This is a genomic window from Citrobacter sp. Cb004, from assembly GCF_030337065.1.
GTDB classification, from domain to species: domain Bacteria; phylum Pseudomonadota; class Gammaproteobacteria; order Enterobacterales; family Enterobacteriaceae; genus Citrobacter; species Citrobacter braakii.
Genome location: NZ_JAOWCH010000065.1, coordinates 105,542 through 125,940, shown reverse-complemented (window position 1 = coordinate 125,940; position 20,399 = coordinate 105,542). Strand labels below are relative to the sequence as shown.

Below are 20,399 nucleotides of genomic sequence, written 5' to 3'. Positions count from 1 at the left end.
CATAAGGAATGACCTTTTGCACAGTGTTATTTACTGGATTTAATCAACGGCCAGAGCAAAGCAACAACGCAAGCCACCAGCACACCATCAGCCAGAATCGACATCATTTTACTGGTGAAGTCGATGGCCACGACCAGGAACAAGAGAACACCAGATGCGGCCCAGCGTAATTTACCCATCAGATGTACTGATCAAGCGGTAATTGCAGAGCCTGAGCGATTTTCTTCAGTTGCTTCTCTTCGTCTTCACCGATTCCGTCGTTGTCTGCCACATCCAGGCAAAGGCAGAGCACATCAACAGCATCGGGCGTACCAGCCACATCAGACAACTCACGCATTGCCTGAGCGTTGGCTGAGCGTGGTGACGCCTCGTACTGAGCACGGATATTGCTGCTCATGCTGGCGATTTCAGCGGCAAACGCAGAAAACGCCGGTTTTGCCTGAATTGTTTTTTCCAGAGTAGAAATCTCTGAAGCATCACAGGTACCATCTGCATAGGCGATCGAGTAACAACCCCATACAGTTGCTTCTACCGCATCACGATTTTCCATCTTTTAACTTCGACGATCGCTTTACGTGCTTTCTTTTTGAAGATACCGAACATAGTGACTTTCCTTTAGTGGTGAGCCTTACGCTCAGAGTGGAACAGCCCGCAGATGTAGTCACACTGACCACTGCTAAGGCTCACCCTGAAAGACTCTGCGGTTGATATGCGTCGAGCGTGACGCAGATGTAAAAAAGCCCCGCATAAGCGAGGCTATAAATTCTTTGCCACTTCCCGGAGTGGCCACGCTCATGCCCTTGAGGTGCTGGCGCTTCATCGCCGCTGATAACCGGTGCGCATCTGGCGTTCACGCTGCTTTACCGGAGCTTATTTTGATCTATGAACCCTCACCCATCACTACACGGGCTCGCCATTATGCGACTCGGGGCAGCATCATGACTGCTGCATTGTCTTTCGACTGCGGTCTATCAGTTTTACTGGTGCATTTTCATACCCTCCATAAACGCAAAAACCCGCACGACGGCGGGTTTCTTTTTGTTCTGTTGCTCAGTTCGCTTTAACGTCCCGAGCCTACCACAATTTAAGCACTTTCTTGCTCACTCTGCAACTTAAATCTGTCGCTATTTGTGCCGAATGCGTCACAAACTGGAGCGTACAGGATCGATTCTGCCAGACTTAGCCAAGTGTCAATGCGACGACGGCAGGTGATCAGTGTCCAGTCAGGATGTTTAGCCTGCAGTTCATTGGCCATCTGCAACTTGCTCTTACGTAGGCGATGGCGGTCGACAATCACGCTATAGAGCGATCGGTAGTCATCGTTCATCAGTACAGAAGCTATGACACCGTCCACTAACAGCCCTTCTTCGTCTGAACAAAACGCCATGCCGCTTTTATTTTTGCTGTTGAGGATTTCACGCAGGTACGCTTCAAGTTCTGGTTTGCTGATACCCGCTTTCTTCATCCGGCGTAGCGCTTCATTGATAGCTGTCTTGGTGATTTTCCCGGATGCAAGAAGCTGGTTAAACATGTTCCCACCGCTACCACCGCCGATATAAGACCAGCGCCCCCACATGCGCAACTTACCCTGTATCCAGATGCTTTCCAGAGTACGAAGACGAACCATTTCACCAGATTTACCAACTTCAGAAGGATTAATCATTTAGCGTTCTCCACTTACGCCAGTACGCCGATTGCCAGCGCACGATCTATAACCCGAAACACCAGGACCAGTTGGTCACCGTATTTCGCTTCAAATGCCACAGGATCAGCATGCAACTCGTCGTGATGCTCTCTGCACAGAGGAATCACAAACAGGTCGTGTGCCTTTGTACCCATTCCACCCTGCCCGTGGCCAATCAGGTGGTGGGGGTCGTCAGCTTGCTTGTTACAGCAGACGCACGGCTGGGCCTTAACCCATCTCGTGTATTTCTCATTCACCCAGCGGCGACGCTTGGGTTTAAGCATGAAGGATTCCGGCGTTTCCGGGTCTACCTTCATTGCCACTATCTTTTTCGCCTTCTCCTGTACCAGTTGTTGAGAGGGTAATGTCGGAACAATATCGCTTTCACGTGTTACCGACTGGTGAGTCTCTTCATTCAGACGAAGAGCTTTATGGGCTAAGGCTTCAGGTATTTCGTCAGCCAGGTCGTTCCTGACCATCCACCAGCAAAACTCCGGCAGCGTCAGAATGTGGTCCTCACTGAAACCTAATTGGCCGTTTACAACCTTCAGTAGCCAGGATACCAGGTTTTCACGTGCTATACCCGCCAGACCTTCAGTGAACTGATCACGAATTTTTAAGTCGCAGCCCCAGCACGTGCGGATTGAGCCAGGCGCATGCCGGGTGATGGTGTAGTTGCGATCGTGCCACTCGCTGTGTGGGTACTGACATTCCAGTTTTCTTTCGAGCCAGGCATCCAGTGAATTCAGTCCACCAGCACGATGTATGACCTTCTTATTTTCGAAGACATCACGCATCAACGGATCGTTCTGAAGCTCCTGAGCAGTCTCCGGCAGCATGCCAGACGGTAACTCAGCCATTGACTCTGCCTGTGGCTCTATAAGAACACGCCCACGTCTGAACAGATGCATCAGTTCACTGCCAGGGCGAAATATCACTACCCCGGTCATCGGTGCCACTTCAGGTGTCAGTAATGCCCTCACGCTACCTGCCCCTTAGCAATATGCTCTGCCCACAGGCCACCAATCCAGCGAACACCCTTGGCGGTGAAGCGGGACTGATTGAACGCGTAATTTGTCTGGTTTGTCGTTCCTGTCTTCACCTCGAAGCGCCCTGCTTCGATATGCTTGCTCTTTGGCGTGAGAACACGGTTAAGCCGGTACATGATGCCGTTCTCAATCAGGAACATCGCAAACTCCGGCTCTTTAGCATTAAGCAGCTTGGCAACCTGTCGGAATGTCATTGACCCAGTAGCCGTAACATAACGATCTACAAACTCGGCCTTCGGTGCGGCTACTGCCAGTTCTTCACTCAGGCGCTGTTTCTGTTCTGCCAGATCAGCAGCAAGGCGCAGGGCCTCAGGAAGTGACCGGGGAACAACCATTCCACCGTTGCTCTCCAGTTCCTGCCAGCGGTCAACAAGTCTGGCGGTAAACTCCGGCGATAACTGGGCAACAATCACATAGCTGTCTCGTTTGTTCACTTCATAGTGATGGTAGGTCTGTCCATTCTGAGGATGGGTGTACTGCAATGCAGCATACCCTCCAATCACGCCGGAATTCATGAGGCGCTCTATCGTTACGCAGACATTGCTGTGCCGGGAGTCGACCAGCTTCGCAATCTCACGGCTGGACATGGTGATCTGCTGCCCTACCGTTGCTGCATGATGGGTCGGACACGTTACTGTTATGCTCATCTGTTGCATGCTCTGTCTCCACTTATCAGGCGGCTGCACCCGCCACGGTTTCAAATCGACTGATCGTTATCTCTACCCTTCCAGGCTTTACTACCTGCCCCCACTCAATTGCCATCCGTTTAACCTGACTGTCGTCTTCCCAGACTCTGGCATTCGTCAGTGCGTCGAACAGCGCTTTGTTGTAGTTGTCCAGATCCCGCCGTCTGTTATCTGGTGGGAAAAGAACTATGTTTACCTCAACGTTGACGTTAACTGGTTTCGGTATGCCGCCGTACTGCTCAACAACAGAGGCATAAACGTTCTTCTTGAACTTCCTCCCCATCTCACTTATCAGATGCTTCCCCTTTAACGCTCCACGGTCAGGAGACCGGTAATAGGTGTTAACTGTTGGCGGGAATGGCAACGTTAATTTCATGGATGGACACCTCTCGCTTCCAGCCATGACAAGGCGCGTTCTCTTGAATCGCTATCACCGTTAATGAGTGACTTGATGATCGATATCGCGTCTACCTCATCGTTTGCTGAAATAACGGTAATCCCTCTGGAAACTCCAGGCGCAACTGAGATATATCCCTTCTTCGCTATGGCCTTCACATGCTCCGCTGCAGCGTTTGGTGATGAGCAACCAATCAGCCCAGCCAGTTCACATATCGTTGGAGGGAATCCAAACCGGCGCTGATAGTTCACGATCGAACCAAGTACTTCACTTTGTCTCACGGTAAGTTTGTTCACTTCAGCGCTCCTTAATCCGCTTGTTCAGAATCCCGACTTCGAGATACAAATGAGATGGCGTAAAGCCAAGCTGCTTAACCATCCCCATGGCACCGTTAAAAATCGGCCTGGCTATTTCGTCACAATTCATACCAGGGTTAGCCTTGCGTTTAGCGGTTATTTCCTCGTTGCATCTTCTGGCGATGTTACGAAGCGCGTTACGTGCTTCAACGTCCTGCATAAGCCACCTCCAGCAGCGGATCAGGTTTACCAACGTAACCAGGAGACATGATTACATCAGGGTTTTCTGCCTGATTTCCCCAGTGATGCCAACCGGAGGCCGCACAGCGGCTGAACAACTCAATGCGTGACACATCGCCGTATAACTGCTCCAGACGGTAACGCGCTTCTGCTGGTTTCTGGCTGTGCTCACCAAGTGGGCTGTATATAACCTGCTTCACGCTGGCGTTCTGACGCTCAAGACCTTTCCCTCTAGTGGCAATTAGCAGATCCTCGGTATTGGCGCGGGTATGGTTACCACCATTCATTCTGGTCTGAGCGTTCAACAGGTCGAGGAAGTCGTAAAAGTCCTCTACTCCACCAGCCTGAAGCGCTTTGTTGATATGCTGTTCTGCCAGTGAGTTAAACTTCACCCAGGTGAATCCCTTCATGGTCCGAACCTTAAAACCCCATGCCTCAGCAAGTTCGATCGCTTCACGGGTATGTGTACCGGTGAACCACATGGCCAGAACGGAATCTTCCGCAGCAAGCTCCCAGACAGGCAGGCGTTTTATGTCGATAAGTTTCATCGTGCCGTAATGGTTTTCCGCTGCACCATTGCTGATGGTGTTTCCGTATTCCCACGGTGGATCAGCGTAAATCAGTGAATAGTCCATTAACGACCTCCCGAAAATCGACCAGCCAGATAGCATCCGTCTTCGGAAATAACCGCTGGTTTAGCCAGGCCAAGGCAGCGCTGACGTTCTGCCAGTATTGCTGCTCGCTCTGATTCAATGGCTGATGCGCTGAAAGCCTCCATGTAAATCGTCGCGGCACGGTGAAAGAGACCTTTCGACTCCAGACCTTTCGCCGTTTCCATCAAGGCGCTGACTTCAGCAGTTGGTTCAAACACCTCGAAGTGGCAATCTGCTGGCGGTTCCGCGTAGTAACGGAATTGGCGACCGTCGCGTTTGCGCGTTGCCAGCCCAGAACCATGCAGACGGCAAACGGAGAGTTGAAGCCTGTCCTGGCTAAACTGGGTCAGACCTTCGATGATGTCCCTGGTAGTTGATCCGGGATTCATGGCAATAAACATCTGGACCGTTTTCAGAATGCTCATAGCTACCCCCTGAATCCTTCAGGAATGCGTGTATCGCACTCGTATTTGGATTTAAACATTGGGTCCTCTCGAACCTCATGTTTGCTCGCTGACGCTGATAACTTCAGAGACAACTCATCCCATTTTTCACGCAGCTTCGAAGGACTGAGAATATTTTTGCACCAAAAAGGATCGCGATTTACACGACCGTACAGCTCGCAGATCTGGCGGTGATTGCGATTATCCTGGGTGCACATCAGACGAACCTCGTTAGCCCAGGAAACCCAGTTAGGTTCTTTAGGGCGAAGCAGTTCACCGTCAGACTCAGCGGCTTGTTCGTACAGTCGGATAATCTTTCCCCAGATCCATTCTGCGCAGGTTAAATCTTCCTGAGTTCCCCATTGACGTTTTGCTGCACTGAAAACCACCGCTGTTGGATGACGAGACAGAAAATCATTTGGATTAACCAAAGCGTCCGGTTGCGAAGCTTCCGGACAAGAAGGGGTTTTATTCTCTGTAGTACTCTCTGTTGTATTCTCTGTAGGATCATCAGTGCATTTTGACCTGATGACATCGGTTCGTTTTGACCTGATGGAGCGTGTCACTTTGGACTCTTCCATCGTGTCATTTTGACCTGATGGAAAAGCGCATTTTGACCTCTTCGATTCGGTCACTTTGACTTCATCTAAAAGCTCGCTTTCATAGTTTATTGTGTAGAAGTTGGTCATGTCGCGTTGGGACTTGTTCAGTTGCTCAATTTTGAGCACACCGAGTGTCTTCAGGCGGGTGAAGGTACGCTTCAGGGTCGACTCAGACCAGAACGGGAACTGCTCCAGCCACTGTTCTGTCGTGTTGTAAATCCAGCGAACACCATCACTTTCCATGCCTGATTTGGTTTCTTGCAGCCAGTAATTAATCTGCTGCAAAGCAATCGCCTCATTCAGGCCAATGCTGTATGCAAGGTCAGGATTTATTACTATTGGCCGGGATGTCATTAACAGGCTCATTCTGTCCCTCTATTTCCCTGAATTTACGCTGAAACTGTTCGAGAGGACTGAAGCACTCATGCTCGTATCCGTCGCGCAGGTATATAACCCGTTGAGTTTCTGGCTCCCACCGGATAACCCTGACTGGGACGCCGTAGCTGTCTTTAAACCGTCTGTTGAGTGCTCGCATTCGACCTTCTCCGCCTGGCCGTTGAAATCACCTACAACCCAATCGGCAAACTGGTAGCAGACAGGCTCAAAGCATCCGGATACCATTACCCCATACACGAACTGCGCCGGACCTTTTCCACCCGGCATCGGTCGAGCAATAAGTTGCGACCTGCGGTACTGTGTTGTTACACTGTTCATGCGTTAGTTTCTCCACTGAATACGACACGCCACGACGCCAGGAGCTGCACACTCGCTGGCGTCACTTCTTTTGACGGCGGCTGAATAAGGCCACAATCGCGCGGATTTCTTCTTCACGCGCTGCCAGATGACGGCGGTGATGTTCCAGAATCTCTTCGGCTTCATGCTTTTCAATCACTCCATCTTCAAGCGCCTTCTGGATAATCTGATCAACCTGCCCTCTTGCAGCTGCTGTACGCATTGCACGGCTGAACAAGTCAACACGGTCCAGATCTTCCAGGCTTGGTACGTCCACCAGCAGTGCGCCGCGACGCTTGGCAAAGTAGTCGGCAACGAATGACGTGTTGGAAATGTCCTCCATCGCTTCCAGCTCAGTTACTTCAAAGAACCGGCATCCGTTTTTCTCGTACAGGTTGTTGTTGAACTGGGTTTCTGACATGCCTAACGCACCAGCCATAGCCTGACGGCCTCCGGGGTACGCCTTACACATCGCTTTCACAACTTCTTTCAATGACTCGTGTTTCATACTTTCACCATTTCTCTGCAATAATCTTTTTCCAGTGCCATGTATCGCGATAGGCAACCTCCAGACCATGACGAATCTGCATATCGCGGAACCATTCTCGCTGTTCCCATATCTGCCATCGTTTAGACTTGATACGCCTGCTGATGCTAAGAATTGACAACATTGCCAATGCAGGTACTTTCAGAGAACGACGATCAGGATTATGGATGCGCCAGTAATTGCGAATATTTGCTCTCATGCTGAGATAAGCCCCTACTGGAAACACAATCAAAAAAATTGAAATTTGTATAAAAATGAGGCTCCAAAATTTATGGGAATCTTCTTTAGTGAGTTTGTATTGCTGTTCAACACCAACCCCGCTCTTATCGCTTTCATCTGGACGATCATTAGCTTCGGTATTGGTTTGTGGTATGGAGATAAGAGAGCGATCACCCGGTATAGGCTTGATAAATTCAATGCTGTCTCTGACCCCATTGAATTGTTCCTTACTGCTGAACTGGAAAGGCTCAAACAAGGAAAAGTTGTACTTATGAGTAGAGGATTCGAATTTGACGCTTTGCGCCTCCACCTGCCAAGAAGACAGCAGGCAGCTTACAAAAAGGCTGTTAATGATTACCTTTCTGCAATTAACAGATACGGTAAGCAATGCAGTCAAACAGGAGCGGTAAATCTTTCTCCTGATATCCCCTCTGCCATCGTTGCTATTGAGAAAATACTTACTTATGCCAAACATCGTTAACCTACCTCTCTGTATTTGCATTGGTAGTTATCAATCAACTAAAAGTTGCGTACTGTTGGGCTGTACCGGTAATCCATCATATTTATTTGGGTAAATATCTGGTCGTAATTGATGTGGCGTTACAGTCCATCCACCCCACTGACATAACTGAATTACCCTTTCTGAAGGGACTCTGTTTTTCGAAATCCAGTTCGCAACTGATTGAACTGACTGAAATTCGAATTTTCTTGACACTTCAGAAATTGAGCCAACCGCTTTAACAGCTTTAGCGGTGACATTTTTGTGTTGATCTGACATGTTCTCTCCTGTGACTAAGCTTGCATCAATACTACTTATAGTAGCAATTATTAGCAACTTAAAATAGAAATGACAACTATGCCTTGTGCGCTTAATCTTCTACTTATGGTGGAAAATGCTAAATACAAAGACTTTGCCGATAGGCTAAACAAGTCTCTCCAAGAGCAATCAATTGGAGTTAAAGAATTGTCAGAGTTCAGTGGTGTCTCATATGAGATGGCGCGACGCTATACTCTTGGTACTGCAAAACCACGAGATGAAAAGATGATTCGAATTGCGGACAGGCTTGCCGTATCCCCTGCTTATCTTGATTACGGGGTACCTGTTAATGGTGGTGATGCGCCCGCTACCGGGACGGTTAGAATTCAGCAATTGGATGTACATGCGTCAGCCGGTTCGGGATATATCAATCAACCGTTTCCAACGATTGTCAGCTCGATAGAAATACCAGAAGAAAGGATTTTCGAATTGTTTGGCCGGAGAAGCTTAGATGGTATCGTGATGATCAACGTAGATGGCGACAGTATGATGCCTACGTTGTGCCCTAAGGATCTTCTCTTCATTGATAGTAAAGTTGAGCAATTCAGTGGAGATGGTGTTTACGTGTTCAACTTCGAGGACAGTACCTTTGTAAAAAGACTACAAAAAGTTAAAGGTCGTCGTCTGGCTGTCCTATCAGACAATGAACACTATCCTCCCTTCTTCATAGAAGAACACGAAATGAATGAGGTTTACATCTTCGGCAAACTTATCAGATGTTTGCCTCTGAAAATGATAGAGTTTGGATAATCATTCATCCATAAAGAACCGGCGAAAGCCGGTTTTTTTTCGCCTATAAAATCTGATGCACTATAAAAAAACAACCTAAAAGATAACTTTTCTACTTTTTGTTGTTGCATTTATCTACTTAAAGTAGCTATATTCTATTCACCAACAGCAAACAGCCAATCACGGTAAGCATCTCGCAGGGTTCTTACCGGGACTGGAAGAGTTACCACTTGGAGACGGTCCTTTTAAATGTCCTGGACAGTGGCGCTTTGGTCGCGATAACAACCACTCCAGTTGATCCTGGGAGTTATCAGGTCAGTGAGATGCCAGCACTCTCGACGGCAGTGACAGCCGGAAGTAGACGGCGAAGCCCAGACGATATCTGAGTGGCTGTAAAAACAGATGGGAGTCGGTGGAATCCCGGCAAATGGGTTTCATGTACCGAATGAACACATGATGACGCGGGGAAAGAACCGTGACAGGAGGGAAGTAGACCCCACGAACACAACATGAAAGCGCACTCCTTTACTTACCAGTTATGGGTGACAGGTGTGAAACAGGTGGGGTGCGCTTCCAGTTGTGGTGAATGACGGGGCTGACCGTCAAACGGTTGAGAAGAGATAAGCAGGCGAAATGTTCTAAGCGAGCATACGGACTGGTCTAACGCGGATGGAACGGGCGGCTACGATTTAAAAACACCGCGCCACTGAGCTGGAGATCAGCGCCAGCCACCACACACCAAATCACGTAGCCAGCGTGGTACCAGGAAGTAAGAAAGCTGTGTGTAGTCTTGGCGGTACCAGTACCAACCTTTGAAGTCCCTGGTACCGCCCTTTTTACTCAACTGAAAGCGCGTTCTGTCCCTTGTCATTAAGTGCCAGTTCGTTAAATCCAAAACCAGCGGAACGCGCTTTCAATTGAGTGGAGAACTAAGCACCGGCATTGCAGTACCGGTTATGGCGATCAGCCTCAAGCATCCACTGGGTGCTTGGTGATGGTAATAACGCCATCTCAACCTTACAGGAGACGTTGAGACTGTTCTGGTTGAATTGGAGAAATATTCTTAGCCCGCTTCGCGGCGGGCACTTTTTCTGGAGGTTGTATGTCTGCGAATGATCTGGCGGTTAAGTACGGTACTTACCAGCCCGAAAATTTACTGATTATTCTCCCACTGGACGAAGCATCAGACATCATTCGCGAGCGTCTTCGCGCCGAAGTAAGGAGTGAGCTGGAATCTGAATATGAAGATCGTATTTCAGACGCCGAAGAAGATGCTTCCGAATGGGAATCAAAATCTGATAGTTACGAATATGATGCTATCTGCTTCGCCAGAGCAGTTGAAAAGGCTTTACTGGCACCATCATTCGAAGAGGCAAAAATTATTCTCGAACGAGTTCGATCGGATAACAGGGAATATTTTTAACTAATTATTAATTCAGCGAATTAGGCAGCATTCATAGTGCCGGGATTCGTTCAACCAAAATTCAGCGCCGTGCAGGGCGCATATAACACGGAGAAACTAACCATGACGACCACACAGAACGTCACTGAGTTACAACCACGTATGACCAGAGAGCAACTGATCGATGCAGCCCGTAAAGCGGCCCCTCTCCTTCCTGTTGCTTACCGAGGGATCATAACAGAACTGGCTAACCGCCTTGATATCGTCAGCGTGGCGCTGTGCGAGTCAATGGAACAGCGTAAAGCACTGGCCATCGAGAACACCGTTTTACGCGACGATGTTAATTGTTGGGCCAAAGAGTGCGACCGCATCGTTGAACGTCATATCAAATCGCCGACCAATATGCACATGCTGGAGGCGCAGAGAGAATTACGAGAGTTAACTCCAGTAACCGATCAGGTTATTCGCGATATTGAAGCTACTGGCGTGGAAAAGTACGCAAACGTCACTATTGCCATAGGGAAAGAAGAGCAAGAAGAAAGCATTGTTTACGCTGGTAATCAGGCTCTGTTATTCGCTAACCAACTTCGTGAAGGTACTGCGTAATGGCCGCTAACTCATTCAAGCAGATGTCACGTGATGGGACCATCAAGCGCACCGATACCGGGATGTTTATTAGCCTTGAACATATTCACGTGCGTGAAGGTTTCAACAAGCGTGAAGACGACGAACGCACCCGCCAGGCAGATGATGACCTGTTTAACTATCTGATGAACGGTGGCACGGTTCCTCCACTGGAGGTTATCGCACGTGATGAAGGCGGTGTGTGGGTTGTTGAAGGCCATCGCCGTCGCCGTTGCTATGCGCGTTGCGCTGAAGCTGGTAAGCCAGTAGACCGCATTCATATCATGCCGTTTAACGGTAACGATGTGCAGCGTTTGGCTCGCATCATGACCAGTAATAACCAACTCCCACTTTCCGATATTGAACAGGCTGCTGTTATTCAGGAGCTTCATAACGCTTTCAACCAGACCACCAGCGAGATTGCAAAGCTGGTCAATAAGTCTGTAGCGACCGTTGAGAAGTTGCTCACTCTGAGCACCGCTAATTATGACGTTCAGCAGGAAGTTAAATCTGGTGCCGTGTCTGTAGATGTTGCTGTTGACCGCGTTCGTGAGTTTGGCGAACAGGCTGGTGAGGTTCTCCAGCACGATAAAGCCGTAGCCGCCGCCCAGGGAAAAACAAAGGTTACGCGCAGTTCTATCGCTCCAGAACTCAACATTAAAAGTGCTCGCCGCTTCGTCGAACTGATGGCCATGGCGACGATCAGCGATGAAGGCGTGTTCAGTTTGCAAGGCACTGCACTGGCTGAGGCTCTGTCGATAATAGACGAACATAAAGCCATCTCAGAAGCTCGCGAAACCTATCGCCTTTCACAGCCAATCCCGACGACAGAGATTATCGGGAAAGTGCTGTATGTGAAGCTGGACGGCAAGGAAATCGGCTCGGCAATAATTTATCGCGGAAAGAACGTCACCCTAGATTTAGGCGATAAAAAAATAATCGCAAGCCAGTCTAAAGCAGTGGCCCACTTCGTTAAGCAATACAAACTTCAGCAGGATAATCATCATGACAGCAACCAATAAACCTATGACCGGCGCACAGCTGGATGAACTGATGGCTGTTGCCATGCGCATGCAGTATGACAGCGAAAAGATGGGTGAACGTTCTGTGTCCATGTTTGCCTATGCGGTTCAGGTTGCTGTTTTAGAAATCCGAGAAACACGTTGTAAGTACGAAGAGCTGCAATCTCAAAACGCAGACCTTGCAGTACAGCTCGCTAACGCCGAGAGCAAGTGCAGGGAGATGGCGGCGGAGAATGGAGAAGCAAAGAAAATCATCAGCGAATGTAGGGGGTATTTCATTGCTGGAGTGATGAATCGCATCAGACCAACCAATGAAGGATATCTGCATATGATTTGCGACACGTTTGCAGCCGAAACCCCAGCCACCGACGCTTTCCTGGCTGAAGTGCGGGCCAGTGAACTTGATAGCCTTGCTGGGGTAGCAGAAACAATGCTGGTCAAGTTTGCAAACCAGAACGCCTCTGAAATACCAGAGGCTAAAGGGTGGGAAATGATCCGCCGACAGGCAAGCCAACGCGCCGCCAAAATTCGCCAGGAGGCAGCCCAATGACCATCAACAAACAGGCGCTGCGTGAAGCGGCAGAGAAGGCGACACCTGGGAAGTGGTGGATTGACTCACATGGTAGCGCGATGGTCTCTTTCAGCGATGATTCAGAAGTACTTCCTGTGTTTATCACTGATGGAGATAGCATGGGTCCGGCAGTGCGCCATGAAGATACCGGAAATCTTTCACACTGGCGAAATGATAACGACGCGACATTCATCGCCGCAGCCAGCCCTGCCACCGTGCTGGCGCTGCTGGATGAGCTGGAGAAGACGCAGGCGCAATCGTCAAAGTGGTGCGAAGCCTTCCATAAAGCCGTATCGGTTGGTGCTCGCTATGAAGAGCGCATAGCAGAACTGGAGTCCCTCCCCATCACCCCTGTGATGTACTCCGAGAATTCCGTCGCTGACCACTGCCGCCAGCAGGCTTGGGAGCAGGTTAAAGGCGAAGTATCAACGGATGGGTGGAGCACTGGCGATAGCGTCAACTACTTCGGTTTCTTCTGCTGGGGATGGGATATGCGTCGTCAGTACAACGAGCAGCGGCCCGTCACAGTGAATCAGACCGATTATTTTTCCTCGCTGGTCTCAATAGCACGTATTTCAGCAGATAAAGCGATGCGGAAATACCCACAGCCTAACTACGTGCTATTGAAGGTCGCCGAAGAAGCTGGGGAAGTCGTGCAGGCTGGCGTTCATTACGCTGAAAACAGAATGGGCTGGGAGCGGGTCGAGGGTGAGATTGTCCAGTTGCTGGCAATGCTAATTCGCCTCGTAACTGAGGGCGATCAAATTAATTGCGTCATTCCACCCGCAGGCATAGCCATCAAGGGGGAGTGATATGGCTACTTTGACGAAACAGGAAAAAGCCTGGGTAAAGAAACTCAATAAGCTACTGGCGGAGTGTCCCTCAAATCGGATCGCGTTTGCGACGACTGGCGATTGTGAAGTATCGCTATTTGATGTGACGCGCTATGACGAAATTTTTGATGAAGTAGAGAAGGGGAAAAGCGAATTTATCCCTTCCGCTATGCGTATCGGCGCAATCTTTAATGAGTGCCTGACATTCCCTAACCAAGTTGAAAGCACAGCAGGCTGAGGACTAACCCATGACAACTAACAACCACCCGGCGCACGGTCCTGTATCACTCGATCGCCTGCACCAGATACGCGAAATACTCAGCAAAGCAGCAGCACAAAGCGACGGCGGTAATCTCGGCTACGCAATGGCTGATGCTGTGAAGGTGATTGATGGGGCTATTGCGGCGTTTGGAGCTGAGCCTGTGCTTTATGCTGCTGAGGAAACTCTGGCTTATGCCAAGATGGGTGAGCTTCACCTTAAGTGCCTGTCTCAGCCAATGGGAGATGCGGTAATTCCGCTCTACACCGCACCGCCAGCACCGGTAGTACCTGAGTGGACAAACGAGGAGTGTCTGGAATTCCTTTCCATCGCTTTCCGTCACGCTGAAATTAAAGGTGACTTGGAATTGGATGACATTCGATTGGGTGTGAAGATGGTCAATGGTGGCCGCGCAGCCATGCTTCAGGCTGGCAACTCTCCGGTAACTCCGGATGGTTGGCAATTAGTTCCGAAGGAACCTACAGCTGCGATGAATAAAGCTGGCTGGGACGCAATGAACGAACATGATGCAATTAACCCTACATACAGAGCTATGCTCGCAGCAGCACCGAAGCAGGAGGTCGAATGAGCAGGGTGAACGGGCGCAAGCCGCCTAAGTACATGCAGGTAATGAACTCCGCCAAGCCAGTAAAGCTAACCTATGAGCAAGTAATGGCGCTTCCGTTGATGTCGGATGTTTATGTAAGGATGAATGACGGTCAAATTTTGAATGGTAAGCTCGCTTCGCACTCAGATTATCTCGTCGGATGTCCGGTAGTCGACATAGGTGAATCGAGGAGCATTGGAATTGGATACGAGGGGGAAATTATCGCAGCAGCACCGCAGCATGATGTGAAGTCAGCATTTGAACATGGGATGCATCGTTACTCCGGAGCTATGCAAAAACTGTCTGAAGGGGATAAGTGATGGCTAACCTTCAACTGGCAGTTAACGGTGAATACTTCGACCAGATGAAGTCAGGTGAGAAAACGGAAGAGTATCGCCTGGTGAATCCGTACTGGGGTCGTCGCATTCATGGTAAGGACTACGAAAGACTGATCATCACTCGTGGTTATCCGAAGCGAGACGATATGAGCAAGCGTATTGATATCCCGTATGACGGGTATGAAATCAAGGTGATTACTCATCCTCACTTTGGGCAAGAACCGATTAAAGTTTTTGCTATCAAGGTGAATATTGATGCCCAGTAAACTCAAGCAGCGGCGTGTGCGTCGCCTCAAAGCGGATGTGGCATGGTGGAAATCTGAAGCTGAATACTGTAAGGCGCGAGTGTTCGAACAGGCAAACGAAATTGCTGAACTCAGAAGCATGATGATTCGTGTACCAATGCCGGTAATGGTGCCAGTAGAGATACTTCATCAGCTAAATGGGAAGGGATCGAAAGAATATCCATTATGTCGTAATTGCAACGATGGAACTCGTCACGGATGTTCATCGTGTGCTTACAGAATGAAGTAACCGGGTGCAGCCGGTTTAAGTGGAGAACTATCTATGAGCGGACAAATCCAACGTTTTCTTACTCCAGATGACCTCTATCAATTAACTGGTTATCGTCGCCCTTCCCTACAGTGCAAAGCTCTCAGGGATAGTGGAGTATTTTTTATTCCACGTAAGGACGGCAGACCTGGAACAACATGGGATCATGTATCAAACCCGGTTGGCCTTAAGTTGATAGTGAGCAATCCAGAGGAAGAAGAACCAAACTTTAAGGATATGTAATGTCTAGAGCTCGCAAAAACCCCGATGATAACTGGATGCCTCCCCGCGTTCGTCGGGGAAAATCTGCTTATGAGTTTCGTACAACAGATGGTCGTACCGTCAGGTTGTGCAATCCTGATCTAACAAAATCGCAGGTATGGGCAGCTTACGAAAACTTCATAAACGATTTAAAGGTTGGTACTAACTTCAACGCACTTTGTGAAGAGTTCTTTAATTCCGGCGATTTCCACGAGTTAGCAACTGAAACACGTAAAGACTACAGAAAATACGGTTCAAAGGTAAATGTTGTCTTCGGGAAAATGAAGCCGGATAACATCAAGCCCGAGCACATCAGAAAATATATGGATAAACGAGGTGTTAAGAGCAGAGTTCAGGCAAACCGCGAGAAAGCATTTATGTCCAGGGTGTTTCGGTGGGCATACGAACGAGGAAAGGTGAAGATGAATCCTTGCCAGGGCGTTAAGCAATTTAAAGAGCAGGCTCGTACCCGTTATATTAGCGACAGGGAATATGATGCACTTTATAGCGTTGCTTCTATTCCCGTAAAAGTTGCAATGGAGTTGGCATATCTATGTTGCGCCCGCCAGGGAGACATTCTTGACCTCAAAAAGAGTCAATTATTGAGCGAAGGAATTTTAATTCAGCAGAGTAAAACCGCAGTTAGCCAGATTAAGGCCTGGACAAAACGTCTGGAGGATGCCGTTAATCTTGCTGACAGCATTCCTCTCAACAGCGGGATGGTAAGTATTTTTGTCATCCACCAGCCATCAGGTCTGCGATACACACGCGATGCTTTTAATGCACAGTGGATGAAGACAAAAAAACTTGCTGCTGAGAAATATCCAGACCTAGATTTCCAGTTCACTTTCCATGATCTAAAAGCCAAAGGAATTTCGGATCTTGAAGGTACGCTGAGTGAGAAACAAGAAATTTCAGGTCATAAAAACGCCTCACAAACAGCGAGATATAATCGAAGAATTTCAGTTGTTCCGGTCGTTGGGGGGCAGTAATGCCCTCTTTTTATGGCGAAGCTGAATGGCGAAACAATGGTGAACATGAAGCACAGAAACAAAAAAACCACCCGTAGGTGGTTTCACGACACTGCTTATTGCTTTGATTATTCTATTCTTTCCCATGGTACCCGGAGTGGGACTTGAACCCACACAGCGCGAACGCCGAGGGATTTTAAATCCCTTGTGTCTACCGATTCCACCATCCGGGCTCGGGAAGAAATTGGAGGCGCGTTCCGGAGTCGAACCGGACTAGACGGATTTGCAATCCGCTACATAACCGCTTTGCTAACGCGCCGAAATCTTCTGGCTTTTCAGCCGACATCCGCTATTGCCGATGTCTTTAATTTGGAGCGGGAAACGAGACTCGAACTCGCGACCCCGACCTTGGCAAGGTCGTGCTCTACCAACTGAGCTATTCCCGCATCACCAAGTAACTTTGTTAATCACTTGATTTTGTTATCGTCTGGCAATCAGTGCTGCCGTTCGATGCGTTGCATTCTACTTACCTGACGCAATGAGTCAACGATATTTTTCACCACTGACGATCGTTTGCTGAAATTTGCGCCGAAACGATCACTGTTCAAGCAAATCTCCCCACGCAGCGCTCAAATACTGGAACATTGACCACAACGTCAGTATCGCGGCGACGAAGAAAAGTGCGATCCCGGCGTACTCTACCCAAATATTTGGACGCCACAGCAGCCATGCGAGCGCGGCCATTTGCGAAGTGGTTTTCACTTTGCCGATCCAGGACACTGCCACACTGCTACGTTTACCCAGTTCAGCCATCCACTCACGCAGCGCAGAGATAATAATTTCACGCGCGATCATCGTGGCGGCAGGAAGCGTTACCCACCAGCTGTGATAGTGCTCGGTCACCAGCACCATCGCGATAGCCACCAGTACCTTATCAGCGACCGGATCGAGGAAGGCGCCAAAACGCGTGCTTTGGTTCCAGCGACGCGCCAGATAGCCGTCAAACCAGTCGGTGACCGCCGCAATACAGAAGATCAGCGCACAAACGAAGGGAGCCCAGGTGAATGGCAGATAAAAAGCCAATACAAAGAATGGGATCAGGATGACGCGAAACAGCGTGAGCAACGTAGGGATATTAAATTGCATATGACGGATAACTATCTGTTGTCAGTAAAATTACCCCTATGTTGCTACAGAGGGCCTAATGTTTCAACGAGTAGAAGATCTTTTCTGCCAGAGCTTGCGAAATACCCGGCACTTTTGCAATTTCTTCAATACTCGCGTTACGAAGGCCTTGCAAACCGCCCATATATTTCAACAACATCTGCCGACGCTTCGGCCCGACACCTTCAATAGTCTCCAGCGTGCTGGTACTTTTCACCTTCGCCCGTTTTTTACGGTGCCCGCTAATCGCATGATCGTGAGATTCATCGCGGATATGCTGGATAACGTGCAAAGCTGGCGAATCCGGCGGAAGGCTAAAGCCCTCACCTTCCGGCTCAAAGAACAGCGTTTCCAGGCCTGCTTTACGATCGGCCCCTTTTGCCACACCCAACAAAAGCGGGTGCTGTTTGTCCCAGGGAACGTCCAGCTCAGCAAACACGGCTTTCGCCTGCCCCAGTTGACCTTTCCCGCCGTCGATCAATATGACGTCCGGAATCTTACTTTCTTCAATCGCCTTACCGTAGCGCCGGCGGAGAACCTGATTCATTGCCGCATAATCATCACCCGGCGTAATACCCGTGATGTTATAGCGGCGATACTCGGCGCGCAGTGGTCCATTGGCATCGAATACCACGCAGGAGGCTACCGTCTGCTCACCCATCGTGTGGCTGATATCAAAGCACTCCATGCGTTTTACTGCGGGTAACTTGAGTACTGATGCCAGCGCCGTCAGGCGTTGAGTAATGGTCGACTGCTGGGAAAGTTTTGTGGTTAACGCCACCGCCGCGTTGGTACGCGCCAGCTTCAGATACCGCGCGCGATCGCCTCGCGGTTTCGTCTGAACGTTGATCTTCCGCCCGGCCAGCTCAGACAGAGAGTCTGCCAGCAGGGTTTTATCGCTAAGATTAAAATCGAGCAGGATCTCACCGGGTAAGGTGCGCATCTGACTTCCCTGCAGATAAAACTGTCCGACAAAGGTTTCAACGACCTCGCCGAGTTCTGTTCCACCTGGGACTTTCGGGAAATAGCTACGACTGCCTAACACTTTACCCTGGCGAATAAACAGCACGTGCACACAGGCCATGCCAGCGTCAAACGCCACGCCGATGACGTCCAGATCGTCTCCGGTATTAGAGACAAACTGTTTTTCGGTCACGCGGCGTACGGCCTGAATTTGGTCACGAATGCGGGCAGCCTCTTCAAACTCGAGATTTTGGCTGGCCTTTTCCATCCGGGCGATCAGCTGCGTTAATACCTGATCGTCTTTCCCGGACAGGAACAGACGAACGTAATCAACCTGCTGCGCATACTCTTCCTCACTCACCAGGCCCGCCACACACGGACCGAGGCAGCGGCCAATCTGATATTGCAGACAGGGCCGCGAGCGATTGCGATAAACACTATTTTCGCACTGACGAATAGGGAAGATTTTCTGCAGCAACGCCAGCGTTTCGCGTACGGCGTAGCCGTTAGGAAACGGTCCAAAGTACTCGCCTTTGGCATGCTTGGCCCCGCGATGCATTGCCAGGCGAGGATGGGTATCGCCGCTGAGGAAAATAAAAGGATAGGATTTATCGTCGCGCAGCAAAACGTTATAACGCGGCTGATACAGCTTGATGTAGTTGTGCTCAAGCAATAACGCCTCGGTTTCGGTGTGCGTTACCGTGACATCAATCTGCTGTATTTGCGCGACCAGTGCTTCGGTCTTACGCGATGCGAGGTTGCTACGGAAGTAGCTGGAAAGCCTTTTTTTCAGGTCTTTCGCTTTCCCGACGTAGATGACCGTCCCGGCGTCATCATACATACGATAAACGCCGGGCTGACTGGTCACGGTTTTCAGGAACGCTTTGGCATCAAACTGATCGGTCACTGGCTTGTTAATGTCTCCGCATTACACAGGCCATGGCGAATTGCCAGGTGAGTCAGCTCAACATCGCCGTGAATGTTTAATTTACTGAACATTCGATAGCGATAGCTGTTCACCGTTTTAGGACTAAGATTCAGTTGCTCTGAGATCTCATTGACCTTCTGACCTTTGGTGATCATCAGCATAATCTGCAACTCACGTTCAGACAAACTGGCAAACGGGGTTTCCGTTTTCTCAGGCTCAATCTGGCTAAGCGCCATCTGCTGAGCGATATCGGAGGCAATATAACGTTGGCCAGAATAAACCGAACGAATCGCACTCACGACCTCCTGGGGCGCAGCCCCCTTACTGAGATAGCCCGCGGCTCCCGCCTGCATGACTTTTGCAGGTAACGGGTTTTCGGTATGGACAGTCAGCATGATCACTTTAATGTCAGCCGTTGAACGCGCAATTTTACGCGTTGCCTCAAGGCCACCAATACCGGGCATATTCATGTCCATCAGCACAACGTCAACGGAATTTGAGCGGCACCATTTTACCGCATCTTCACCGCAGCACGCCTCGCCGACAACTTTAATGCCTTTTATATCTTCAAGAATGCGTCGTATCCCTGCGCGCACCAGTTCGTGGTCATCAACAAGAAAAACGTTGATCAAAGGAATATCTCCAGAATAGGGATAACGCTACCGATAGTTAATCGGTCCTATGTTAACGGGTTTTATCTCAACTTTGAAATGTAAAAAACGCCCGTCTTTCGATTTTGCTCTCGTTTTTGGAAATTAGAAGGTACGACGAGTGGAAACTTTCTGTTATGGCAACCTTTTGCCACGGTTA

At 49.4% G+C, this 20,399-nt stretch carries 29 protein-coding genes, 3 tRNA genes and 1 pseudogene; 12 read left to right on the top strand and 21 right to left on the bottom strand.

What is annotated here, in order from left to right:
• Window positions 1-26: 26 nt before the first annotated feature.
• From OGV65_RS16095 to OGV65_RS16025, 15 genes and pseudogenes are all read right to left on the bottom strand, one after another.
• Complete coding sequence (locus OGV65_RS16095; RefSeq protein ID WP_114680312.1) at window positions 27-182, bottom strand: DUF3927 family protein; 156 nt, start codon at window positions 180-182, stop codon at window positions 27-29.
• Window positions 179-603, bottom strand: a pseudogene (locus OGV65_RS16090) (tellurite resistance TerB family protein). The gene OGV65_RS16095 and the pseudogene OGV65_RS16090 overlap by 4 nt, the downstream one beginning before the upstream one ends.
• A 481-nt stretch (window positions 604-1,084) precedes the next feature.
• Complete coding sequence (locus OGV65_RS16085; protein ID WP_191225974.1) at window positions 1,085-1,663, bottom strand: DUF1133 family protein; 579 nt, start codon at window positions 1,661-1,663, stop codon at window positions 1,085-1,087.
• A gap of 14 nt (window positions 1,664-1,677) precedes the next feature.
• Window positions 1,678-2,667: a DUF968 domain-containing protein gene (locus OGV65_RS16080; protein WP_286455169.1), complete on the bottom strand. Its 990-nt coding sequence runs from the start codon at window positions 2,665-2,667 to the stop codon at window positions 1,678-1,680.
• Window positions 2,664-3,380, bottom strand: a complete 717-nt coding sequence (locus OGV65_RS16075; protein WP_088583161.1) for a phage antirepressor KilAC domain-containing protein — start codon at window positions 3,378-3,380, stop codon at window positions 2,664-2,666. The genes OGV65_RS16080 and OGV65_RS16075 overlap by 4 nt, the downstream gene beginning before the upstream one ends.
• Before the next feature lie 25 nt (window positions 3,381-3,405).
• Window positions 3,406-3,795: a RusA family crossover junction endodeoxyribonuclease gene (locus OGV65_RS16070; protein WP_191225971.1), complete on the bottom strand. Its 390-nt coding sequence runs from the start codon at window positions 3,793-3,795 to the stop codon at window positions 3,406-3,408.
• On the bottom strand, window positions 3,792-4,112 hold the full coding sequence (locus OGV65_RS16065) for a LexA family protein (RefSeq protein ID WP_191225970.1): 321 nt from the start codon (window positions 4,110-4,112) through the stop codon (window positions 3,792-3,794). The genes OGV65_RS16070 and OGV65_RS16065 overlap by 4 nt, the downstream gene beginning before the upstream one ends.
• Before the next feature lies 1 nt (window position 4,113).
• The gene (locus OGV65_RS16060; RefSeq protein ID WP_003833987.1) at window positions 4,114-4,332 is read right to left on the bottom strand and encodes a hypothetical protein; all 219 of its coding nucleotides are present in this window, start codon (window positions 4,330-4,332) and stop codon (window positions 4,114-4,116) included.
• Window positions 4,319-4,987, bottom strand: coding sequence for an MT-A70 family methyltransferase (locus tag OGV65_RS16055; RefSeq protein ID WP_286455167.1), 669 nt, complete (start codon window positions 4,985-4,987; stop codon window positions 4,319-4,321). The genes OGV65_RS16060 and OGV65_RS16055 overlap by 14 nt, the downstream gene beginning before the upstream one ends.
• A complete protein-coding gene (locus OGV65_RS16050) occupies window positions 4,987-5,430 on the bottom strand; it encodes a hypothetical protein (RefSeq protein WP_286455166.1) in 444 nt (147 codons plus the stop codon). The genes OGV65_RS16055 and OGV65_RS16050 overlap by 1 nt, the downstream gene beginning before the upstream one ends.
• Window positions 5,431-5,432: 2 nt before the next feature.
• Window positions 5,433-6,416 carry a phage replication protein O gene (locus OGV65_RS16045; RefSeq protein WP_286455165.1) on the bottom strand — a complete coding sequence of 328 codons (984 nt, stop codon included), beginning with the start codon at window positions 6,414-6,416 and terminating at the stop codon, window positions 5,433-5,435.
• Window positions 6,373-6,585: a DUF4222 domain-containing protein gene (locus OGV65_RS16040; protein ID WP_104651423.1), complete on the bottom strand. Its 213-nt coding sequence runs from the start codon at window positions 6,583-6,585 to the stop codon at window positions 6,373-6,375. The genes OGV65_RS16045 and OGV65_RS16040 overlap by 44 nt, the downstream gene beginning before the upstream one ends.
• A 240-nt stretch (window positions 6,586-6,825) precedes the next feature.
• Window positions 6,826-7,290: a YmfL family putative regulatory protein gene (locus OGV65_RS16035; RefSeq protein ID WP_286455164.1), complete on the bottom strand. Its 465-nt coding sequence runs from the start codon at window positions 7,288-7,290 to the stop codon at window positions 6,826-6,828.
• A 4-nt stretch (window positions 7,291-7,294) separates the two neighbouring features.
• The gene (locus tag OGV65_RS16030) at window positions 7,295-8,023 is read right to left on the bottom strand and encodes a hypothetical protein (RefSeq protein WP_286455163.1); all 729 of its coding nucleotides are present in this window, start codon (window positions 8,021-8,023) and stop codon (window positions 7,295-7,297) included.
• A gap of 36 nt (window positions 8,024-8,059) precedes the next feature.
• Window positions 8,060-8,326: a transcriptional regulator gene (locus tag OGV65_RS16025; protein ID WP_286455162.1), complete on the bottom strand. Its 267-nt coding sequence runs from the start codon at window positions 8,324-8,326 to the stop codon at window positions 8,060-8,062.
• Window positions 8,327-8,395: 69 nt separating this feature from the next.
• Between OGV65_RS16025 and OGV65_RS16020 the strand changes: the two genes are divergently transcribed.
• The 12 genes from OGV65_RS16020 (at window position 8,396) to OGV65_RS15965 (ending at window position 16,555) form a co-directional block, all read left to right on the top strand.
• Window positions 8,396-9,115 (top strand): LexA family transcriptional regulator, encoded by a 720-nt coding sequence (locus OGV65_RS16020; protein WP_048231587.1) that lies wholly within the window; start codon window positions 8,396-8,398, stop codon window positions 9,113-9,115.
• A gap of 1,081 nt (window positions 9,116-10,196) precedes the next feature.
• Window positions 10,197-10,517 (top strand): hypothetical protein, encoded by a 321-nt coding sequence (locus OGV65_RS16015; RefSeq protein WP_286455160.1) that lies wholly within the window; start codon window positions 10,197-10,199, stop codon window positions 10,515-10,517.
• A 102-nt stretch (window positions 10,518-10,619) separates the two neighbouring features.
• Window positions 10,620-11,102, top strand: coding sequence for a hypothetical protein (locus OGV65_RS16010; protein ID WP_286455158.1), 483 nt, complete (start codon window positions 10,620-10,622; stop codon window positions 11,100-11,102).
• Window positions 11,102-12,142 (top strand): ParB-like helix-turn-helix domain-containing protein, encoded by a 1,041-nt coding sequence (locus OGV65_RS16005; RefSeq protein ID WP_286455157.1) that lies wholly within the window; start codon window positions 11,102-11,104, stop codon window positions 12,140-12,142. Before OGV65_RS16010 ends, OGV65_RS16005 begins: the two co-directional genes overlap by 1 nt.
• Window positions 12,126-12,692, top strand: coding sequence for a hypothetical protein (locus tag OGV65_RS16000; protein WP_286455156.1), 567 nt, complete (start codon window positions 12,126-12,128; stop codon window positions 12,690-12,692). The genes OGV65_RS16005 and OGV65_RS16000 overlap by 17 nt, the downstream gene beginning before the upstream one ends.
• Window positions 12,689-13,525, top strand: a complete 837-nt coding sequence (locus tag OGV65_RS15995; RefSeq protein ID WP_286455155.1) for an ead/Ea22-like family protein — start codon at window positions 12,689-12,691, stop codon at window positions 13,523-13,525. The genes OGV65_RS16000 and OGV65_RS15995 overlap by 4 nt, the downstream gene beginning before the upstream one ends.
• 1 nt (window position 13,526) lies before the next feature.
• Window positions 13,527-13,784 (top strand): hypothetical protein, encoded by a 258-nt coding sequence (locus tag OGV65_RS15990; RefSeq protein WP_286455154.1) that lies wholly within the window; start codon window positions 13,527-13,529, stop codon window positions 13,782-13,784.
• A 10-nt stretch (window positions 13,785-13,794) separates the two neighbouring features.
• The gene (locus OGV65_RS15985; protein ID WP_286455153.1) at window positions 13,795-14,394 is read left to right on the top strand and encodes a hypothetical protein; all 600 of its coding nucleotides are present in this window, start codon (window positions 13,795-13,797) and stop codon (window positions 14,392-14,394) included.
• On the top strand, window positions 14,391-14,732 hold the full coding sequence (locus tag OGV65_RS15980; protein WP_286455152.1) for a hypothetical protein: 342 nt from the start codon (window positions 14,391-14,393) through the stop codon (window positions 14,730-14,732). The genes OGV65_RS15985 and OGV65_RS15980 overlap by 4 nt, the downstream gene beginning before the upstream one ends.
• Window positions 14,732-15,016, top strand: coding sequence for an RNA-binding protein (locus OGV65_RS15975; RefSeq protein ID WP_085396192.1), 285 nt, complete (start codon window positions 14,732-14,734; stop codon window positions 15,014-15,016). The genes OGV65_RS15980 and OGV65_RS15975 overlap by 1 nt, the downstream gene beginning before the upstream one ends.
• Window positions 15,017-15,317: 301 nt before the next feature.
• Window positions 15,318-15,545, top strand: coding sequence for a DUF4224 domain-containing protein (locus OGV65_RS15970; protein ID WP_065944714.1), 228 nt, complete (start codon window positions 15,318-15,320; stop codon window positions 15,543-15,545).
• Window positions 15,545-16,555 carry a tyrosine-type recombinase/integrase gene (locus tag OGV65_RS15965; RefSeq protein ID WP_080221473.1) on the top strand — a complete coding sequence of 337 codons (1,011 nt, stop codon included), beginning with the start codon at window positions 15,545-15,547 and terminating at the stop codon, window positions 16,553-16,555. The genes OGV65_RS15970 and OGV65_RS15965 overlap by 1 nt, the downstream gene beginning before the upstream one ends.
• Before the next feature lie 125 nt (window positions 16,556-16,680).
• Here the strand turns inward: OGV65_RS15965 and OGV65_RS15960 are convergent.
• The 6 genes from OGV65_RS15960 to uvrY all read right to left on the bottom strand — a co-directional run bounded on the left by OGV65_RS15960 (window position 16,681) and on the right by uvrY (window position 20,221).
• Window positions 16,681-16,767 (bottom strand) — tRNA-Leu (locus tag OGV65_RS15960).
• Window positions 16,768-16,779: 12 nt separating this feature from the next.
• A tRNA-Cys gene (locus tag OGV65_RS15955) sits at window positions 16,780-16,853 on the bottom strand.
• Between the two features lie 51 nt (window positions 16,854-16,904).
• Window positions 16,905-16,980: transfer RNA gene (locus tag OGV65_RS15950), tRNA-Gly, on the bottom strand.
• Window positions 16,981-17,131: 151 nt separating this feature from the next.
• Window positions 17,132-17,680 (bottom strand): CDP-diacylglycerol--glycerol-3-phosphate 3-phosphatidyltransferase, encoded by a 549-nt coding sequence (gene pgsA / locus OGV65_RS15945; RefSeq protein ID WP_016153472.1) that lies wholly within the window; start codon window positions 17,678-17,680, stop codon window positions 17,132-17,134.
• A 55-nt stretch (window positions 17,681-17,735) separates the two neighbouring features.
• Window positions 17,736-19,568, bottom strand: a complete 1,833-nt coding sequence (uvrC, locus tag OGV65_RS15940; RefSeq protein ID WP_016153473.1) for an excinuclease ABC subunit UvrC — start codon at window positions 19,566-19,568, stop codon at window positions 17,736-17,738.
• Complete coding sequence (gene uvrY, locus OGV65_RS15935; RefSeq protein ID WP_006684079.1) at window positions 19,565-20,221, bottom strand: UvrY/SirA/GacA family response regulator transcription factor; 657 nt, start codon at window positions 20,219-20,221, stop codon at window positions 19,565-19,567. The genes uvrC and uvrY overlap by 4 nt, the downstream gene beginning before the upstream one ends.
• Between the last annotated feature and the right edge of the window lie 178 nt (window positions 20,222-20,399).

Coding starts and splice junctions, on each gene's coding strand:
- OGV65_RS16085 (WP_191225974.1), bottom strand. CDS start 1,663: ATGATTAATCCTTCTGAAGTTGGTAAATCTGGTGAAATGGTTCGTCTT.
- OGV65_RS16075 (WP_088583161.1), bottom strand. CDS start 3,380: ATGAGCATAACAGTAACGTGTCCGACCCATCATGCAGCAACGGTAGGG.
- OGV65_RS16070 (WP_191225971.1), bottom strand. CDS start 3,795: ATGAAATTAACGTTGCCATTCCCGCCAACAGTTAACACCTATTACCGG.
- OGV65_RS16060 (WP_003833987.1), bottom strand. CDS start 4,332: ATGCAGGACGTTGAAGCACGTAACGCGCTTCGTAACATCGCCAGAAGA.
- OGV65_RS16055 (WP_286455167.1), bottom strand. CDS start 4,987: ATGGACTATTCACTGATTTACGCTGATCCACCGTGGGAATACGGAAAC.
- OGV65_RS16050 (WP_286455166.1), bottom strand. CDS start 5,430: ATGAGCATTCTGAAAACGGTCCAGATGTTTATTGCCATGAATCCCGGA.
- OGV65_RS16045 (WP_286455165.1), bottom strand. CDS start 6,416: ATGAGCCTGTTAATGACATCCCGGCCAATAGTAATAAATCCTGACCTT.
- OGV65_RS16040 (WP_104651423.1), bottom strand. CDS start 6,585: ATGCGAGCACTCAACAGACGGTTTAAAGACAGCTACGGCGTCCCAGTC.
- OGV65_RS16035 (WP_286455164.1), bottom strand. CDS start 7,290: ATGAAACACGAGTCATTGAAAGAAGTTGTGAAAGCGATGTGTAAGGCG.
- OGV65_RS16030 (WP_286455163.1), bottom strand. CDS start 8,023: ATGTTTGGCATAAGTAAGTATTTTCTCAATAGCAACGATGGCAGAGGG.
- OGV65_RS16025 (WP_286455162.1), bottom strand. CDS start 8,326: ATGTCAGATCAACACAAAAATGTCACCGCTAAAGCTGTTAAAGCGGTT.
- OGV65_RS16020 (WP_048231587.1), top strand. CDS start 8,396: ATGACAACTATGCCTTGTGCGCTTAATCTTCTACTTATGGTGGAAAAT.
- OGV65_RS16015 (WP_286455160.1), top strand. CDS start 10,197: ATGTCTGCGAATGATCTGGCGGTTAAGTACGGTACTTACCAGCCCGAA.
- OGV65_RS16010 (WP_286455158.1), top strand. CDS start 10,620: ATGACGACCACACAGAACGTCACTGAGTTACAACCACGTATGACCAGA.
- OGV65_RS16005 (WP_286455157.1), top strand. CDS start 11,102: ATGGCCGCTAACTCATTCAAGCAGATGTCACGTGATGGGACCATCAAG.
- OGV65_RS16000 (WP_286455156.1), top strand. CDS start 12,126: ATGACAGCAACCAATAAACCTATGACCGGCGCACAGCTGGATGAACTG.
- OGV65_RS15995 (WP_286455155.1), top strand. CDS start 12,689: ATGACCATCAACAAACAGGCGCTGCGTGAAGCGGCAGAGAAGGCGACA.
- OGV65_RS15990 (WP_286455154.1), top strand. CDS start 13,527: ATGGCTACTTTGACGAAACAGGAAAAAGCCTGGGTAAAGAAACTCAAT.
- OGV65_RS15985 (WP_286455153.1), top strand. CDS start 13,795: ATGACAACTAACAACCACCCGGCGCACGGTCCTGTATCACTCGATCGC.
- OGV65_RS15980 (WP_286455152.1), top strand. CDS start 14,391: ATGAGCAGGGTGAACGGGCGCAAGCCGCCTAAGTACATGCAGGTAATG.
- OGV65_RS15975 (WP_085396192.1), top strand. CDS start 14,732: ATGGCTAACCTTCAACTGGCAGTTAACGGTGAATACTTCGACCAGATG.
- OGV65_RS15970 (WP_065944714.1), top strand. CDS start 15,318: ATGAGCGGACAAATCCAACGTTTTCTTACTCCAGATGACCTCTATCAA.
- OGV65_RS15965 (WP_080221473.1), top strand. CDS start 15,545: ATGTCTAGAGCTCGCAAAAACCCCGATGATAACTGGATGCCTCCCCGC.
- pgsA (WP_016153472.1), bottom strand. CDS start 17,680: ATGCAATTTAATATCCCTACGTTGCTCACGCTGTTTCGCGTCATCCTG.